This is a genomic window from Achromobacter sp. ISS7 (assembly GCF_056523125.1).
Window position 1 is genome coordinate 1,358,138 of record NZ_JAWRZD010000001.1, and the last position, 16,119, is coordinate 1,374,256.

Consider the following 16,119-nt stretch of genomic DNA (forward strand, 5'->3'; position numbering starts at 1 on the left):
GCGAGACAGGGCTCAGGCTGAAAATCGCTTGAGAACCAGCGACGCATTGACGCCACCAAAGCCAAATCCGTTGAGCATGGCATGCTCCATGGCATGAGCGCGCGCACGTCCAGCGATCAGGTCCAGGCCGTCGGCCAACGGATCTGGATGTTCCAGGTTGAGCACGTGCGGCGCAATCTGGTCACGCAAGGCCAATATAGTGAAAATCGCGGCGGCCGCGCCAGCGGCTCCCAGCATGTGGCCCATGGCGGATTTCGTGGCCGTAATGGAGGGGCCGGAGCCTGCTCCAAACACTTGGCGAATGGCCGCCAGCTCTCCTCGGTCACCGACAAGCGTGGATGTCGCGTGCGCATTCAGGTGTTGAATGTCATGGGGTTGCAACCGTGCCTGCCGCAACGCCGCGCGCATCGATCGGGCGGCGCCGGAACCATCTTCCGGCCCGGAAGTGACATGATAGGCATCGGCGGAAGTGCCGTAGCCTACGACTTCCGCCAGCGGCCTGGCGCCGCGAGCCAACGCATGATCCAGCGCCTCCAGCACCAAAAGTCCCGCGCCTTCGGCCATGACAAAGCCGTCCCGGGCCAGGTCAAACGGGCGGGAAGCCTTCGCGGGCTCGCTGTCGCAATGGGTCTTCACCGCCTTGGCCGCCGCAAAGCTGCCTAACGCCACTCTGTCGATGGTGGCTTCGCTGCCGCCGCAGAGCGCCATGTCGGCCTCGTCATTCCGAATCAGGCGCGCCGCATCGCCAATGGCCTGGATGCTGGCGGCACAGGCCGTCACCGGCGCTCCCAACGGACCCTTTAGCTGGTGCCTGATCGACACCTGTCCCGCCGCCAGATTGGCCAGGAAAGCCGGCACGGTGAAAGGCGACAAGCGTTGCGGCCCCTTGCCATCCGTGGTTCGCACAGCTTCGACAATGGTGCTGAAACCGCCCACGCCGGAGCCGATGATGGTCGCCGCGCGCTCCTGCTGCTCGGCGGTCGGATGGCGCCACTGTGCGTGCGCCAGGGCCTGATCCGCCGCGCCCAATGCAAATGCGATGAAACGGTCCATGCGGCGTAGCTCTTTCGCCGGGATGACGGCTTCGGCGCGCCATCCGGCTTGCGGATCCTGCTCCTGGCTTGGCACCCGGCCAGCGATGGAAACGCCGGTGCCTTCGCCAACCGCCGCATCCAAGGCGCGTATTCCGGACTGGCCCGCCAGCAAGCGCTGCCAGGCCAGCTCCACATCGCATCCGAGAGGGGACACCAAGCCCAAACCGGTGATGACTACCCGACGTTCCATGCCGCACCTTCTGCAATTGAACCCAGCCCTTGCGATGGGCTGAGTGTGATGTTATTGATGATGAACATAATCATAAATCAATTTTGATGAGGGGTATCATCTAACCCATGAAAGTCAGCAAAGCACAGGCCGCCAGGAACCGCGAAGGGATCGTGGACGCCGCCGCACGCCTCTATCGAGAAAAGGGCCTGGATGGCGTGGGCCTGGCCGAGATCACCCGCGAGGCAGGGTTGACCCATGGCGGGCTGTACCGGCACTTCGAGTCCCGGGATGCCCTCGCTCGCGAGGCCTGCACGCGCGCGTTTGAGTGGACGATTACGCCGCAAGAGGGATCGGAGTCCCCGGAGGCGGAGGGCGCATGTGCAGGCGGACTCCGCGCACTGGTGCACGGCTATCTTTCCACGTTCCACCGCGATCACCCCGGAGAGGGTTGCCCTGTTGCGGCATTGGCGGCAGACGTTGCCCGGGCAGGGCCGGAAATGTCGGAGGTCTTTGTGCAGGGGGTGGAACGCAACTTTCAACGCTTCATGGGCGAGCTTCAGGGGGATGATCCGGCGAGGCGCGCGCAGGCCATCATGACACTGAGCAGCATGGTGGGCGCATTGACCCTCGCCCGCGCCACGGCGGCGGGTAACCCGGGGCTTTCCGAAGAAATTTTGGCGACCGTGCGGGAGCGGTTGGGCGGATAGTTTTGTTCTGGTGGTCGCCCGGCCCAACTCGTCCGAGCTAGCGCTATTCGGACTGGTTCACAATGTCCAACCGCAGGGGCTGAGTTATTAGTAGGGCGGGAGGGGAGCTTGCCGCACCCTCTAACTCAAGCTGTTGGCTGCAAAAGCCGGCGGCTCCGCAGAATTGATGTCAAGGTTGATTATGCAGACGGCCACGGAAGCCCGCAGTCGGCCACGGCCGGCCGTTCAATCAGCGATATGGTCGGACAATCGAAAGGCCATTCAGCTCAGTTGAGCGACGCTGAGCACGCCGTGTGTAGGTCCGGCCAGGCGGCCTACGCTGATTTGTTCGTGAGCCGTCGGTAGTGAGGCCGTGACGGTGCCATCGAACCTCCGCACAGGATATTGCGGACCCATGTCACCAAAGGGCATGCGCTGGCATACGTAACAGGATTCAAAGTACTGAACTGTGATGGATCATGTAACATCTGGCATGGCCCCCGATCGGGAAAAGTCAACCTATCCTAGCTTTCAGGTCACGATGAGCAACATCAATATCCAGCGTGCAGTGGAGAACATCCGTTCGAATACCACAGTTTTTACGCCCATCGTTGAAGCGGTTGTTAATGCGATTGAGGCTATTGAAGAGGCTGGCGAGTCTCACGGAGTCATACGACTCAAAGTAAATCGGTCCGCGCAGCATGAGTTGGAATCTGAGGACATGATCGATTCCAGAATTCAGGATGTCGTCATCGAAGACAATGGAATTGGATTTACCGATGCAAACAGGGCGTCGTTCGATACGCTCTATAGCGATCTCAAGATTGACAAGGGCTGCAAAGGCTTTGGCCGATTTATCTGTCTGCGCTATTTTGACGATGTTCGAATCGACAGTACGTATCGGCAGGATGGGGTGCTGAAACGCCGTCAGTTCGACATGGGTAAGAAGACTGATCTAATCGTCAATGAACGATTCTCAGATCCAATCCAACAGACGACTGGCACAACTGTAACGCTAGCATTCGAGCGGGGCGGAAAACTCCCTCGCAAGTTGACCGGCATTGCGCGCGGGCTTGTCGAGTTGCTTCTTCCCTATTTCTCGACCCACGGGTATGCATGCCCGCGAATTGAACTATCGGAATCAGACGGCTCAGGACTGATCGTTCTCAACGACTATGTGGATAGCTCCGCTGCCATCATTCACGAAGTCTCATTACCGGTTGGAACGTTCTGCCTCACCGGCGGAGGTGGTGAGGAGGCTTTCTCGGTGCGGGTGTTCAAGTTCTTTTCCCCTCAGAACAAAGTCAGCAAGGTAAGTTTGGTTGCTCACAAGCGTGAGGTGACGGAAGCGTCTTTGGCTGCGCACATCCCCGAGTTTTCTGATGAATTTATTGAAGGGCCAGAGGGGGACGATGGGCGGCGGCGAAACTACATTCTCAAGGCATATGTGTTTGGCCCCTATCTCGATGGAAATGTCCAATTGGAGAGAGGTTCATTCTCGTTTCCGAAAGAGGCGGATCTGCTCGTTGGAATCTCTCAGGTGCAAATTGAGGCGAAAGCTGCGGAACTGACGAAGGCGGCCGTATACGATCAGGTTATGACGCGCCAAGAGCGGAAACGCGAACGTCTCCAGCAGTACGTTGAGGAAAAAGCCCCATGGTATCGCCCATTGGTGAAGAGCGTGGACGCGTCCTCGCTACCCGCTTCGGCATCTGAGTCGGAAATGGATGCCATCCTGCACAAGGAGCAGTTCAGGCAGGAGGTGCGGATCAGGGAGGATGTGGCATCAATCCTGGCATCAGCTGATCTGGCTCAGGTTCGGGAGCGGGCAAGCGAGCTTGCTGATCGGGTGTCCGAAACGAGCAAAAATGAACTTGTGCACTACGTTGCTCTGCGGAAGCAGTTCCTCGAGATTTTTAAGCGGAGTCTGGAAATAGACGCCGATGGCTCTTATCCTTCTGAAGGTGCTGTCCACGATGTGATTTTTCCGACGAAGATGGATAGCGTCGAAATTGGATATGAGTCTCACAATCTTTGGATGCTGGACGAACGCCTCACCTTTACCAGTTATCTCGCGTCGGATCTCCCTCTGAACGGCGGTAATACCCAACGCCCCGATATCATCGCATTTGATCGTCCTGTAGCGTATCGGTCAGAGAATGATGCCAGCAACCCGGTCACCATATTCGAGTTCAAGCGGCCCGGGCGAGACGACTTCGCAAATCCATCATCGAAGGAAGATCCCGTCGAGCAGGTGATTCGCTATGTCAATGCTCTTAAAAACGGGCAGTATCGTACCCCAAAAGGGCGTGCGATCCACATCGCCAGCACTACGCCATTTTATGGCTATGTAATCTGCGACCTGAGCAACAAGGTCAAAGAATGGCTGTACAGCGAGAAGGACTTCAAGCCGATGCCAGATGGAATGGGCTACTTCAGTTGGCGCGGGAACATCAATCTGTATATTGAGGTTCTGAGCTGGTCAAAGGTGCTCAAAGATGCTGAAATTCGGAACAAGGCCTTCTTTCACAAGCTGGGCATTCAGTAGCGTCTAGCTCCGCTTTGGTGCACAAAACGCCTCAACCCGTGAAAGAGCTGGGGCGAATATTCTACGGCGGCCGGCATGGGCGTCGCAAGCATCATAGGTCTATCAAGATGGTCTGGTGTGGCATTAGGAGCCAGCGCATTTTTTTCTAGGTCTTCCTTGCCGCTTCTGCGCTATTTTTGGGGCGTCGATGCACAAGCATGGTAAATGGCATGCGACGACGGCATGTCAGGCCTCTTCGCGGTTAGCGTCGCCATCCGCACGGCTTTAAGTGCTGCGTAGCAGCGCGGACAGAATTCCCTGTCATTATTGCTATCCGCCTTGCTGATAGCAATGAGTGCCTCCTTGGCCACCTCCTCCGTGAGGAACGCCGGCTTCACTCATTAGGGATCGCTGGTAATGATTTGATGAAGTAATTAAAGCTTATGCTGGCTTCGCAGGCGGAGGATATGTGATCTTTTTTTTCAAATTTCTTTGTTATTTTTTTGTATATCCTTGCTGTTTTTGAATATCTCTCTTGTTGCTTGGTTTGGTTGTGAATATACCTGAGACGGTCTTCGCAGTTTTTTGTTTGTGTTGTTCTTTGGTTATCTTTTTCGTGAAGAGGAATTATCCAGCATTCCAATGAGTGAATGGATATCGCAAAGAATATTTTTTCTTTGTGCTTTTCAAAGCAGTCGGCATCAATTTCTTTAATTATTCTTGCTTTGACTTCCTCTATTAATTGTTCTTCTGGTTTTTCCGCTCCGGATGTAGTGAGCCTTACATCGAAATTCTTATGTTCGACGCAGTCGGTGTCGAATTGAATGATGACGAAATCATTGAATTGTAGTGCATCCGCAATGTTGGTTTTGTGGCGGCAGTATTCCAGAACTTGTTCCCAGCCTCCGCCTGATTCCTGTCTATTTTTGTCTGTTTCATCTCTCAAGGGCTGCAGTTCTCGAACAGAAATATCATCGCTCTGATAGTGACCTGCAAGTATTGCATCCAAGGCTATTTGATCCGTGATTCCCTCTGTTATTAACGCGAACGTCGTCATTCAGAATCCTTTTGGTAGTCCACCCAAGACTCCGTTTAAAAACATTGTCGACAGCTTTACTGGTGTTGAGTCTGTATTTTTCTTTTTTATTCTCTCAATTCGAGTGTAGCCTTTTCTGTTTCGCGAAACCACGAATAGGCGCTGCGAGTCATCATCGAGATTAAAGCCATCCAAAATCGCGGGGTTGTGTGTGGTCAATATAACTTGTTTGTTGTGTGTTTTGCTCAAGTTTACGAGCTGTTTTATCAACTCTTGGCATAGTTTTGGATTTAGCGATGAATCGATGTTGTCTATTGCAAAAAACTTGGGGGTCAGTTCGCTAGAAAATAAACAAAAGTAAAAAAGAAGAAATAGAAAGCCCTCGTTGGCGCTCATTTGATCGAAGTAGGCTCTGTCCTCTTCTAAAAAATTATCTTGTATCTGTATTCTGTTCTTTGTATGGTCGCCAGATATGATTTCAAAATCCTTAAACCATCCCAGGAGGCGCAGCGATTCTCGGATATCTCTGTAGACATCTACATATTTTGGGTCGGAACTCAAGACGGAGAGCAATTTTAGAAGGCCTTCTCCGTTCACGCCCAGGGGTTCAATTTGACCCTCCCGATGTAAGCTTTTTAAAGCTGAGTTTTCGGGGGAGTAAATCATGAAGTCCTGAAATGACAGGCTTGGTTCTTTTTTTTCTTCGACAAACCAGCCCTGAGATATAAGATGAAATATCCTTTGGTCGGGCGTGATTGTTATGCTGAGTTCGTCGTTTTTTTCGTTGTTGTATTTAATCTTCGGCGGGTGTTTTTCTTCGAAGGATTTTATGACAAAATTGATTAAATCTTTCTCTGTTTTGTTGGGTTTTCTTTTGTTTTTTGTGGAGAAATAGTCCCAAAAATTATGGCTTACTTCATGCAGGCTTGGGAGGTTGGGGCCCTGGATTCCAGCACGGCACTGCCATTTTGAGTAAGGTTTATTATCATTCGATAATTCATACGAGGCCTTGATCTCGTCTTCGAATGTGGCCGAAATAAAAATGTTCTCGTTATGGGAAAAGTCAGCAAACGCCGGGCGCATATCTTCCGCAGGCGTAACTCTAATCCCGCGAGTGCTTAGAAATTCGTTGTCGAGCTTGTCTGAGGCGGCAGCGGCACCTAGTGCTATTGCTTCCAAAATATTGCTTTTACCGGCGCCGTTCTCTCCGATAAATAAATTTACCCTGCCGAGAGGAAGGGATATCTTCTCTATGGATTTGTAGTTACGGATTTCGATGTTTTGGATCACAAATTTAGCTCTTTGGTGCGGCGTATACGACTAGGCCGTCAGATTCTGGAGAGGCAGGTGCGTTTTGGATAGGTAGGTCTCTATCCTAAGTTCCGAGTGTACGCGGATCCCCGCCTAGGCTGTCTAGAACGTGGGGGAACATCTATAAAAAACAATACCTTACACCGAGAACGATTGAACCACGAAATTAGACGGCGATGACGCTAAAAATGAATTTTATCAAGGTGTTATGAGCTAGTTTGTACGTCTTGACCCGTCCTGCCCTAGGTTGACACCTACGGGCCGGTATCCGTAGCGATTACGGACTGAGCACCCGATGAGCTTCATCGGGTGTTTTGCATTGTAGGGACAGATGTGGGCGCTCGGTGTTGTAGATCTGGACAGACTGCCTGACCATGAGCCTGGCTTGGGCCAGATCAGCGGGTCTTTGGAGCAACAGCTCCCCCTTCAGGATGCCGTTGACCCGCTCGACCAAGGCATTCTGGTAGCAGTCGTAGCCGTCAGTCATCGAGCAACGGATGCCATGGCGAGCGTGCAGGCGCTGGTAAACGCCGGACTTCCGCCGGGCGCCTGTGTGCCAAGTCAGCGGTACTAGGTGACCGGTGTTGGCGAGAACCCTCGCTCAGGCCCAGAACTGTGGATGACTCAGATCAACCTATAGCGGTCGCTTAGACGGTATCTTTCAGTGACGCCTCACGGCCGTGTGTCGGCACAAGTAGCCAAATTGTCCCTCCCAGGTCCACCACCGGCCGCGCCTCCCGTATACTTCCCCCACTACCGCACCAACGGTAGTCCCGGAATGGAAGCCGGGTAAGCTATAGGCGGGACAGCCGCCGCTCAGGCGGCATTTTCATGTCCAGCGTTCACGCACGTCCCTATGGGCGGGCCTGGACGGGGGTGCGCTTGCGCACGCCGGGTCCTATAGCTCCGGTCTTCCAACCCTGTCTTGTGCCCGCCCGCCCCGTTTGGAAGCGGGGAGGCGGGTTCTTCACTCGCTATAGGAGGCAGTCCCCCATGCTGCACCCCCTCACTCAAAACCCCTGGCAAATCGACACCGACCGCGAATCCGGCCCCGTCTCCCTGTCCCACCTCCACCAACTAGACCGCACCCGCTACGCCATCCAGACCATCGCCCGCATGGTCGGCAACAGCGCATCCGAACCCGACGCCACCGGCTCCCCACCGTTAGACCCCTGGGCAATCACCGCCCTGATGGGCGGCGTCGAAAGCCTCTGCGAACACCTCGGCACCCTGACCGAAGCCATGCTCGACGAGGCCCTGCAAGCCAAGGACGAAAGGGAAGCCCCCAACCCCACCCACAACGCTCCCCCTCGATCCAATAACATCCACGAAAATAATTCCTACATAACCGGGAATTTATATCGTTTTGAGGATCGCCCCGCGAGGCCTTGTAATGCGTGTTCGCTTATTGCCGTTCACGCCTTCAAGAAAATTCCTCGCTATGAATCCCATCGGATACCGCATTCTTCCCCGGACCGCGCCGGCCGTCGCCGCTGACGTGCTGGCCGGTTTCGCCGCCATTGGTTCGGCCCAGATCAGCGATTGCATGAACCGCCTGTACGGCGTCAGTGGGCTGCGTCCGCTGCATGCCGGCAACCAGCGCACGGTCGGCCTGGCGCTGACCGTGAAGACTCGGCCGGGCGATAACCTGATGATCCACAAGGCGATTTCGCTGGGGGGCGCGGGCGACGTGATCGTGGTCGATGGCGCCGGCGATACCAGCAATGCGCTGGTTGGCGAGTTGATGATGATGGACGCACAGGGGCGCGGCATCGCCGGGTTTGTGATCGACGGCGCGGTGCGCGACCTGGATGTGTTCGCGCAGGGGCAGTTCGGCTGCTTTGCCCGCGCCGTGTCGCACAAGGGGCCGTACAAGGACGGCCCGGGCGAGATCAATGTGCCGGTGTCGGTGGGCGGCCAAGTGGTCAACCCGGGCGACGTGGTGGTTGGCGATGCCGACGGCGTGGTGGTGATTCCCGCCGAGCATGCCGCGGCCGTGCTGGCGCTGGCGACCAAGAAGGAAGCCGATGAGGCGGTGGCCAAGGAAAAGCTGCGCGCCGGCACCTACACCAAGCCCTGGCTGGAAAAGACCCTGGCCGAGAAGACGGGAGCCGTGAAATGACGCAAACCCAGACGCAACCCCTGACGCAAACCCCGACCCAAGCCCAGACTCCGGCGCAAACCCAGCCCCAGGCCGCGCAAGCCACCAGCATCATTGCCGACCGCATCAAGCGCATCAAGCTGTCGCCCAGCGTGGCGGCGCGCGCCATCATCGCCGAGTTGCGCGAGCAGGGCCGGCGCATCATCGACCTGACGATTGGCGAGCCGGATTTCTCGACGCCGGAGCACATCCGCCAGGCCGCCACCGCCGCCATGAACCGCGGCGAGACCAAGTATCCGCCGGCCCAGGGCACGGTGGCGTTGCGCAAGGCGGCGCGGGCGCATCTGCTGGAAGCGACCGGCGTCGATTATCCGGTGGCGCGCATCATCGTCAGCACGGGCGCCAAGCAGGTGATTTTCAACGGGCTGGCGGCGACGCTGAACGACGGCGACGAGGTGCTGATTCCGGCGCCGTTCTGGGTGTCGTATCCGGACATGGTGCTGGTCAACGGCGGCGTGCCGGTGGCTGTGCCGACCACGCCGGCCACCGATTACAAGCTGACGCCCGAGGCGCTGGAGCGCGCCATTACGCCGCGCACCAAGTGGCTGATGATGAACGCGCCCAGCAATCCGACCGGCTCGGTCTACACTGCCGACGAGCTGCGCGGGCTGACCGCGGTGCTGGAACGCCATCCGCACGTCTGGCTGATGACGGACGATATCTATGCGCGCCTGAACTTCACGGACGAGCCGACGGTGCATCCGTTGCAGGTGGCGCCGGCGCTGGCGGCGCGCACGCTGGTGGTCAATGGCGTGTCCAAGGCCTATGCCATGACGGGCTGGCGCATCGGGTATGGCGCGGGTCCGGACGAGCTGATCAAGGCCATGGCCATCCTGCAGTCGCAGAGCACGTCGGGCGCGTCGTCGGTGAGCCAGGCGGCGGCGCTGGAGGCGCTGTCGGGGCCGCAGGACTGCGTGACGGAGTTCGCGCGGGTGTTCCGCGAGCGCCGCGATCTGGCGGTGGCGGAGCTGTCCGGCACGCCGGGGCTGGAGATCGTGGTGCCGCAGGGCGCGTTCTACGTGTTTCCGGATTGCTCGGGGCTGCTGGGCAAGCGCACGCCGGCCGGCGACGAGATCCGCACCGATACCGACCTGACGCATTACCTGCTGCGCGAGGCGGGGGTGGCGGTGATCGACGGCCACGCCTATGGCGCGCCGGGCACGTTCCGCCTGTCGTTCGCGGCGTCGCTGGACGATATCCGGCAAGGCTGCGCGGCGATCCGCGAGGCCTGCGCCAAGCTCGCCTGATTGTTCCCCGGCCCGCCAACGAGCGGGCCGGTTCTGTTTTTTGTTCAAACCACAACACAAGGGGAATCACCATGAAACGCCAATCTTTCCTGGCCGTCTGCCTGGGGCTGGCCGCGCTGTCGCTGGGCGCGGGCGCCCACGCCGACCAGGTCGCGGACATCAAGGCTCGCGGCGAATTGATCTGCGGCACGCTGGGCACGTCGCAGCCGTTCAGCTTCCAGGACGCGGCGACGCGCCAGCTGGTGGGCTATGACGTGGACATGTGCAAGCTGGTGGCCGACAAGCTGGGCGTGAAGGTCAGCTACAAGCTGCTGTCGGTGGCGGCGCGCGTGCCGGAATTGAACGAGGGCCGCGTCGACATCCTGGCGGCCAACCTGGGGTATTCGCCGGACCGGGCCCAGCAGATCGCCTTCAGCCATGCGTACTACGTCAGCCCGCAGAAGCTGCTGGTGCGCAAGGATTCGGGGCTGGACACGATCGAGTCGCTGAACGGCCGCCGGGTCGGCGCGACCAAGGGTTCCAGCTCGGAGCGCGAGATCAAGCGCATTCTGGACAAGTCGCAGGTGATTGGCTACGGCGACAGCTCGGCCACGTATCTGGCGCTGCAGCAGAAGAAGGTGGACGCGCAGTTCGCGTCGGAACTGGTGCTGGTGCGCCTGGTGCTGCAAAGCCCGCCGACGGCGCCGGTCAGCGTGATCGCCAAGTCGGTGTTCGACGAACCGTGGGGCCTGGGCGTGCGCAAGTCGGAGCCTGGCATGTTGACGGTGGTGAACCAGGCGCTGGATGAGGCCGAAAGCTCGGGCGTGGCCGCGCAGCTGTTCGACAAGTGGTTCGGCCCGCAGACGCCGTACAAGCTCGAACGCGGTTTCAAGATCGGCCCCATCGCGGGCTGAGTGCCGGTGCCCGCGCAATGAGCTTACTTGACGCTTCGCAATACCAGCTGCTGCTCAGCGGCATGGGGGTGACGCTGCAGCTGTTCCTGGTGTCCTGGGTGATGGCGTTCACCATCGCGGTGACGCTGGTGGTGGTGCGCGCCACCAACCTGGCGCCGTGCCGCTGGCTGGTCGACGCCTATGTGGAATACCACCGCAACGTGCCGCTGCTGGTGCAGGTGCTGTTCTGGTACTTCGGCATGCCCGAACTGCTGCCGGAGGGTTTCCGGATGTGGCTGTACCAGCACAACGCCGAGATGTCGCTGGCGGCGATCGCGCTGGCGCTGGGGTCGGCCGCCTATATCGCGGAGGACATCCGCAGCGGGCTGCGCGCCATTCCCGGCACGCAGTTCGAGGCGGCGCGGGCGCTGGGCGCCAGCTACCTGCAATGCATGCGCTTCGTGATCGTGCCGCAGGCGGTGCGGATTTCCATTCCGCCGCTGGTGGGGCGCGCCTTGCTGCTGTTCAAGAACACCAGCGTGGCCATGGCCATCGGCGTGATGGAGCTGACCTACCAGGCGCGCGAGATCGAGAACGAAACCTATCGGACCTTCGCCACGTTTGGCGCCGCGACCATCATGTACCTGCTGGGATCCTTCCTGATCATGCTGATCGGCTCGCGCATCTATGCGCGCTACCGCCTGAACCAGGGAGGCCACGGTGCTTGATCTGTTATCGCAATACTGGCCGACGCTGCTGGTCGGCCAATACCCCAATGGCCCGCTGGGCGGGCTGGCGCTGACGCTGATCCTGGCGTTGTGCGGCCTGGCGCTGTCGTTGCCGCTGGCGCTGGCGATCGCGCTGGCGCGGGTCAGTCCGTATGGCTGGCTGCGCGTGGCCAGCAAGACGCTGGTCAACGTGGTGCGCGGCATGCCGCTGCTGATGCTGATCTTCTGGGCCTATTTTGTCATTCCGAAGCTGACGGGGCAGGTGATCAGCGGCTTCTGGACGCTGATCGCGGCGCTGGTGGTGTACGAGAGCGCGTATCTGTCGGAGGTGATCCGTTCGGGCATCGAGGCGGTGCCGCGTGGCCAGATCGAGGCGTCGCGCTCGCTGGGCGTGGGCTACTGGACCACGATGCGCCGGGTGGTGCTGCCGCAGGCGCTGTTCAACGTGCTGCCCAGCATGACCAGCCAGTTCGTCTCCACCATCAAGGAGACCTCGCTGGGGTATGTGATCAGCGTGAACGAACTGACCTTTGCCGCCAACCAGGTCAACAACCTGGTGCTGACCAAGCCGCTGCAGGTGTTCGGCATCCTGGCCATCATCTACTTCCTGGTGTGCTTCAGCCTGAGCCGCGGCCTGTCGTGGCTGGACCTGCGCATCCGCCGCCAGCGCGCCATGGCCTAGGGCCTGTGCGAGGCCCCTTTTAGCGCGAGCAGGCCCTGAGCCGGCGCTTATCGGAATTCATCATGATCAAGCTTGAGAAAGTCAATAAATGGTACAGCGAGCACCACGTCCTGAAGGACGTGGACCTGTCGGTGGCGCGCGGCGAGGTGCTGGTGGTGTGCGGGCCGTCGGGTTCGGGCAAGTCCACCATGATCCGCACCATCAACCGGCTGGAACCGATCGAGAAGGGCCGCATCCTGATCGACGACGCCGACATCTACGGCAAGGGCGTCAACCTGAACGCATTGCGCCAGAAGATTGGTTTCGTGTTCCAGCAGTTCAACCTGTTTCCGCACATGAGCGTGCTGGACAACGTGGTGTTCGCGCCGGTCAACATCCGCAAGCAGCCGCGCAAGCAGGCCACCGAGCTGGCGCGCCAGCTGTTGGCGCGGGTGGGGCTGGAGCACAAGATCGACGCCTATCCCGGTTCCTTGTCGGGCGGCCAGCAGCAGCGCGTGGCGATCGCCCGGGCGCTGGCGCTGCAACCGCCGGTGATGCTGTTCGACGAGCCCACCAGCGCGCTCGACCCCGAGATGGTGGGCGAGGTGCTGCAGGTGATGAAGGGCCTGGCCAAGGACGGCATGACCATGGTCTGCGTGACGCACGAGATGGGCTTTGCCCGCGATGTGTGCGACCGGGTGGTGTTCATGGATGCGGGCGAGATCCTGGAGATGGATACGCCGGAGCGTTTCTTTAGCGCGCCGCGGCATCTGCGGGCGCAGCGGTTCCTGGCGGATATTTTGCATCCGCGCGGGTAGGGACATGCCGGGGCGCGGGCGCATGTTGGCCGCGCTCGGCATGTTGCGATTGGGCGGGTGTGAGGCGGGCGTGGGGTGGCATCAATCCGCATTCAGCGACCGGCCCCGCGCCGCCATGGCCGCCTGGTGTTCTGGTCAGGGACCGGGCGGCGCCCGGCCGCGCCGGTGTCGACGATAATGTGAGGGTTCTTCATGCATTTCACATCCACCGCCGCGATGTACACCCTCAAACAGCTGGAGGCGTTCTACTGGAGCTCGGAACTGGGCAGCTTCAGCGCGTCCTCGCGCAAGCTGCACACCACCCAGTCGGCGGTCGCCAAGCGGGTGGGCGAGCTGGAGGCCTTTGCCGGCGCGCCGCTGTTCGAGCGCCGCGCCAAGAAGCTGGTGCTGACGGCGCAGGGCCGCAAGCTGTTCGAGCTGGCGCGCGAGATGCTGGACCTGAACAGCCGCATCGTGCAAAACATGGCGGACCCGGCCAGTTTCGAGGGCGTGGTGCGGCTGGGCGTGACCGAGCTGGTCGGCATGACCTGGCTGGCGCGGCTGGTCAGCCAGATCAGCCTGCGCTATCCCAAGGTGCAACTGATGCCGGAGATCGACGGCGGCATCACGCTGTATGAACGGCTGGAGCAGGACCAGCTGGACCTGGCGATCATGCCGGGGCCGTTCTGGAGCTACCAGTACGACTGCGTCCACCTGGGCGCGGTGACCAACGTCTGGATGGCCAGCCCGTCGCTGGACATCGATTTCTCGGCGCGGCTGGCGCCGCAGGACCTGGCGCCGTATCCGGTGATTTCGCAGCCGACCAATTCGGCGCTGTCGCATCTGTACGATGCCTGGTTCGCCGAGCAGGGGTTGTCGGTGAAGCGGGTGCTGACCTGCAATAGCCTGGGCATGATGGCGCAGTTGACCATGCTGGGGCTGGGCATCAGCTACCTGCCGGGGGCGTATTTCGCGCCGCTGGTCGAGCGCGGGGCGTTGTGCCGGCTGGATGTGCAGCCGGATCTGCCCACGATCAATTACTACGCGGTGCACAAGAAAAGCATCGTCAATCCGGTGGTGTCGCGGGTGATCGATATCGCGCGGGAGGAGTGCGCGTTTGAGGTGGCGGGGGATTTCCTGCCGCATGTGCCGCCGGCGGTGCGGACGGGCGGGGAGTAGGGCGGGGGCATTGAACAGAACGTGATGCAGCGCAGTCGACTGTAGTGTCAATGCCCTTACACCCTGATTACTTAGCATGCGGCACGGTGGCATTCGTCTGATGCGGGTTCAATCTGGTAATTTATTGCCCTACATCCTCCATTGCATAAAAAAATGCCCATCAGCTTCGTTAGTCATTGCGTCGGCTGTCCGTATGAAAACTCGAAACACTTGTCCGATGAGGAGCGGCAAGTTCGAACATTGCCCTTGTCAATGGAGGGTTGTTCGGCATCTGTATTGCTCATTTTTCAAGCGCCAGGCGAGGAAGAGTGGCGATTAGGAAAACCGATCTCCAACACTAAGAGTTTGTCTGCGGGAGGTAGGCTTGCTCGGGCTTTCAAAGAGATTGGAAAAAACCGAACGGATTACAGCATTACGAATACAGTGCAGTGTTTTCCCGGAAAACGAGAACAGTCTCGCGCTGAGCGTTCGCGTGACAAGTTGCCTCCCGCTTTGGTGCGCCAGCGCTGTGGGCAATGGTTGCTTGAGGACATCAGGTCTCGTCCATTTTCTCGAATTGTTGTTTTTGGCTCATTTGCCCGGAAAGCTGTTAAAGCGCTTGGGTATGCCTCTGACGAGCGATTCATCTTCGTTAAGCATCCAGCTGGTGGACTATCAAATGCGGAGCTCTTTAGGTCGATAGCCAATGTGAAAACAGATCCGAATTAATGGTTGCACCTGCAATGAGGGGGCAAGTCACCGTGCTGATCGCCGGCAGGAGCGTGAAAAAGCGATCTACCAGATTCCTGCTAGCGCTTTATTTTTGCGATTGGTGCGTAACGCGACCACGGTGATTCCACGAACCGTACGTGAATCGCTTTGGGTGAGCAATCGATAGTGGGCTAAGGAGGGTATGGAGATAGCGGGTGCGTACTGGGTGAAACTGCGCATGCAGCGCATTCGATACGTTATTGATATCGATACTTATCAGCGTACGCTTTTCCAGAATAAAATATGTATAAATTTCATCTGTCGCCTTGTTTGGAATTTCATGCATCCAGAATGCTTCCGTACATCTTGAATTTAATTGGTTATGAGTCACACTGCCGCTTGGGAGCGATTTTTAGATCCTGATGTGGTCAGGCCATCACTTTTCTTGGCGACCATGTTTATTGCCGCGTTTGAAATCCTGCGGGACTCCGTTGTGGACGATGTCCGTGGCTTCTATATAAGCGGCTTTGGCGAGGATGGGTCTATTGTAGACTCTGAGTATCGCTCTAAGGTTTTATCAAGGAATAATAGTCCGCTTTACGCATCGCTCGGATGGTTGCGGGAGCATGGCGCTATTAATGAGGGCGATCTCGAAAAATTTGAGCAACTGAAGAAGACTCGCAATCTACTCGCTCATGAGCTCTTCGGTGTAGTTTCTGGGCAAGTTGAGTCTGCGCACGAACAGCAGTTTGATGACCTTATTGCGCTATTGCGAAAAATTGGTGTTTGGTGGGTAATTAATGTAGAAATTCCGACCAACCCAGACTTCGCTGGGAACGATATTAAGGAAGAAGACATTGTTCCGGGCGCGGTCCTGACTCTCGAAATGCTCATTCAGGTGGCTTCGGGGAATACTGAGTTGATCGAACGTTGGCGTAAGGCACGAGCGAGGGTATGA

General features: G+C 58.4%; 15 protein-coding genes and 1 pseudogene. 12 read left to right on the forward strand and 4 right to left on the reverse strand.

The window, feature by feature from the left end:
- Positions 1-12: 12 nt before the first annotated feature.
- The gene (fabF, locus tag AC1HFW_RS06295; RefSeq protein ID WP_479282296.1) at positions 13-1,284 is read right to left on the reverse strand and encodes a beta-ketoacyl-ACP synthase II; all 1,272 of its coding nucleotides are present in this window, start codon (positions 1,282-1,284) and stop codon (positions 13-15) included.
- A 107-nt stretch (positions 1,285-1,391) separates the two neighbouring features.
- Here fabF and AC1HFW_RS06300 point away from each other — a divergent pair, with 107 nt between their 5' ends.
- Entirely contained in the window at positions 1,392-1,973 is a 582-nt protein-coding gene (locus AC1HFW_RS06300) for a TetR/AcrR family transcriptional regulator (RefSeq protein WP_479282298.1), read from the forward strand.
- A 520-nt stretch (positions 1,974-2,493) separates the two neighbouring features.
- On the forward strand, positions 2,494-4,500 hold the full coding sequence (locus AC1HFW_RS06305; RefSeq protein WP_479282300.1) for an ATP-binding protein: 2,007 nt from the start codon (positions 2,494-2,496) through the stop codon (positions 4,498-4,500).
- A gap of 373 nt (positions 4,501-4,873) precedes the next feature.
- On the opposite strand, the gene AC1HFW_RS06310 is transcribed toward AC1HFW_RS06305, so the two are convergent.
- The 3 genes and pseudogenes from AC1HFW_RS06310 to AC1HFW_RS06320 all read right to left on the reverse strand — a co-directional run.
- On the reverse strand, positions 4,874-5,536 hold the full coding sequence (locus AC1HFW_RS06310) for a hypothetical protein (RefSeq protein WP_479282302.1): 663 nt from the start codon (positions 5,534-5,536) through the stop codon (positions 4,874-4,876).
- Entirely contained in the window at positions 5,537-6,805 is a 1,269-nt protein-coding gene (locus AC1HFW_RS06315; RefSeq protein ID WP_479282304.1) for an AAA family ATPase, read from the reverse strand.
- Between the two features lie 298 nt (positions 6,806-7,103).
- A pseudogene (locus tag AC1HFW_RS06320) lies at positions 7,104-7,376 on the reverse strand (integrase core domain-containing protein); the annotation flags it as partial.
- Between the two features lie 443 nt (positions 7,377-7,819).
- Between AC1HFW_RS06320 and AC1HFW_RS06325 the strand changes: the two are divergent.
- The 10 genes from AC1HFW_RS06325 to AC1HFW_RS06370 all read left to right on the forward strand — a co-directional run bounded on the left by AC1HFW_RS06325 (position 7,820) and on the right by AC1HFW_RS06370 (position 16,119).
- Positions 7,820-8,323, forward strand: coding sequence for a hypothetical protein (locus AC1HFW_RS06325; protein WP_479282306.1), 504 nt, complete (start codon positions 7,820-7,822; stop codon positions 8,321-8,323).
- The gene (locus AC1HFW_RS06330; protein ID WP_054417450.1) at positions 8,268-8,948 is read left to right on the forward strand and encodes an RraA family protein; all 681 of its coding nucleotides are present in this window, start codon (positions 8,268-8,270) and stop codon (positions 8,946-8,948) included. The genes AC1HFW_RS06325 and AC1HFW_RS06330 overlap by 56 nt, the downstream gene beginning before the upstream one ends.
- Entirely contained in the window at positions 8,945-10,234 is a 1,290-nt protein-coding gene (locus tag AC1HFW_RS06335; RefSeq protein WP_479282308.1) for an aminotransferase class I/II-fold pyridoxal phosphate-dependent enzyme, read from the forward strand. Before AC1HFW_RS06330 ends, AC1HFW_RS06335 begins: the two co-directional genes overlap by 4 nt.
- Before the next feature lie 71 nt (positions 10,235-10,305).
- Positions 10,306-11,127: an ABC transporter substrate-binding protein gene (locus AC1HFW_RS06340; protein ID WP_054417452.1), complete on the forward strand. Its 822-nt coding sequence runs from the start codon at positions 10,306-10,308 to the stop codon at positions 11,125-11,127.
- Positions 11,128-11,144: 17 nt separating this feature from the next.
- Positions 11,145-11,834 carry an amino acid ABC transporter permease gene (locus AC1HFW_RS06345; protein WP_006394594.1) on the forward strand — a complete coding sequence of 230 codons (690 nt, stop codon included), beginning with the start codon at positions 11,145-11,147 and terminating at the stop codon, positions 11,832-11,834.
- The gene (locus AC1HFW_RS06350; RefSeq protein ID WP_006394595.1) at positions 11,827-12,516 is read left to right on the forward strand and encodes an amino acid ABC transporter permease; all 690 of its coding nucleotides are present in this window, start codon (positions 11,827-11,829) and stop codon (positions 12,514-12,516) included. The genes AC1HFW_RS06345 and AC1HFW_RS06350 overlap by 8 nt, the downstream gene beginning before the upstream one ends.
- 62 nt (positions 12,517-12,578) lie before the next feature.
- Positions 12,579-13,313 carry an amino acid ABC transporter ATP-binding protein gene (locus tag AC1HFW_RS06355; RefSeq protein ID WP_479282311.1) on the forward strand — a complete coding sequence of 245 codons (735 nt, stop codon included), beginning with the start codon at positions 12,579-12,581 and terminating at the stop codon, positions 13,311-13,313.
- A 192-nt stretch (positions 13,314-13,505) separates the two neighbouring features.
- Positions 13,506-14,471, forward strand: coding sequence for a LysR family transcriptional regulator (locus AC1HFW_RS06360; RefSeq protein WP_104021520.1), 966 nt, complete (start codon positions 13,506-13,508; stop codon positions 14,469-14,471).
- 153 nt (positions 14,472-14,624) lie between these two features.
- Entirely contained in the window at positions 14,625-15,179 is a 555-nt protein-coding gene (locus AC1HFW_RS06365) for a uracil-DNA glycosylase family protein (protein WP_116522023.1), read from the forward strand.
- A gap of 364 nt (positions 15,180-15,543) precedes the next feature.
- Positions 15,544-16,119: a hypothetical protein gene (locus AC1HFW_RS06370; protein WP_479282314.1), complete on the forward strand. Its 576-nt coding sequence runs from the start codon at positions 15,544-15,546 to the stop codon at positions 16,117-16,119.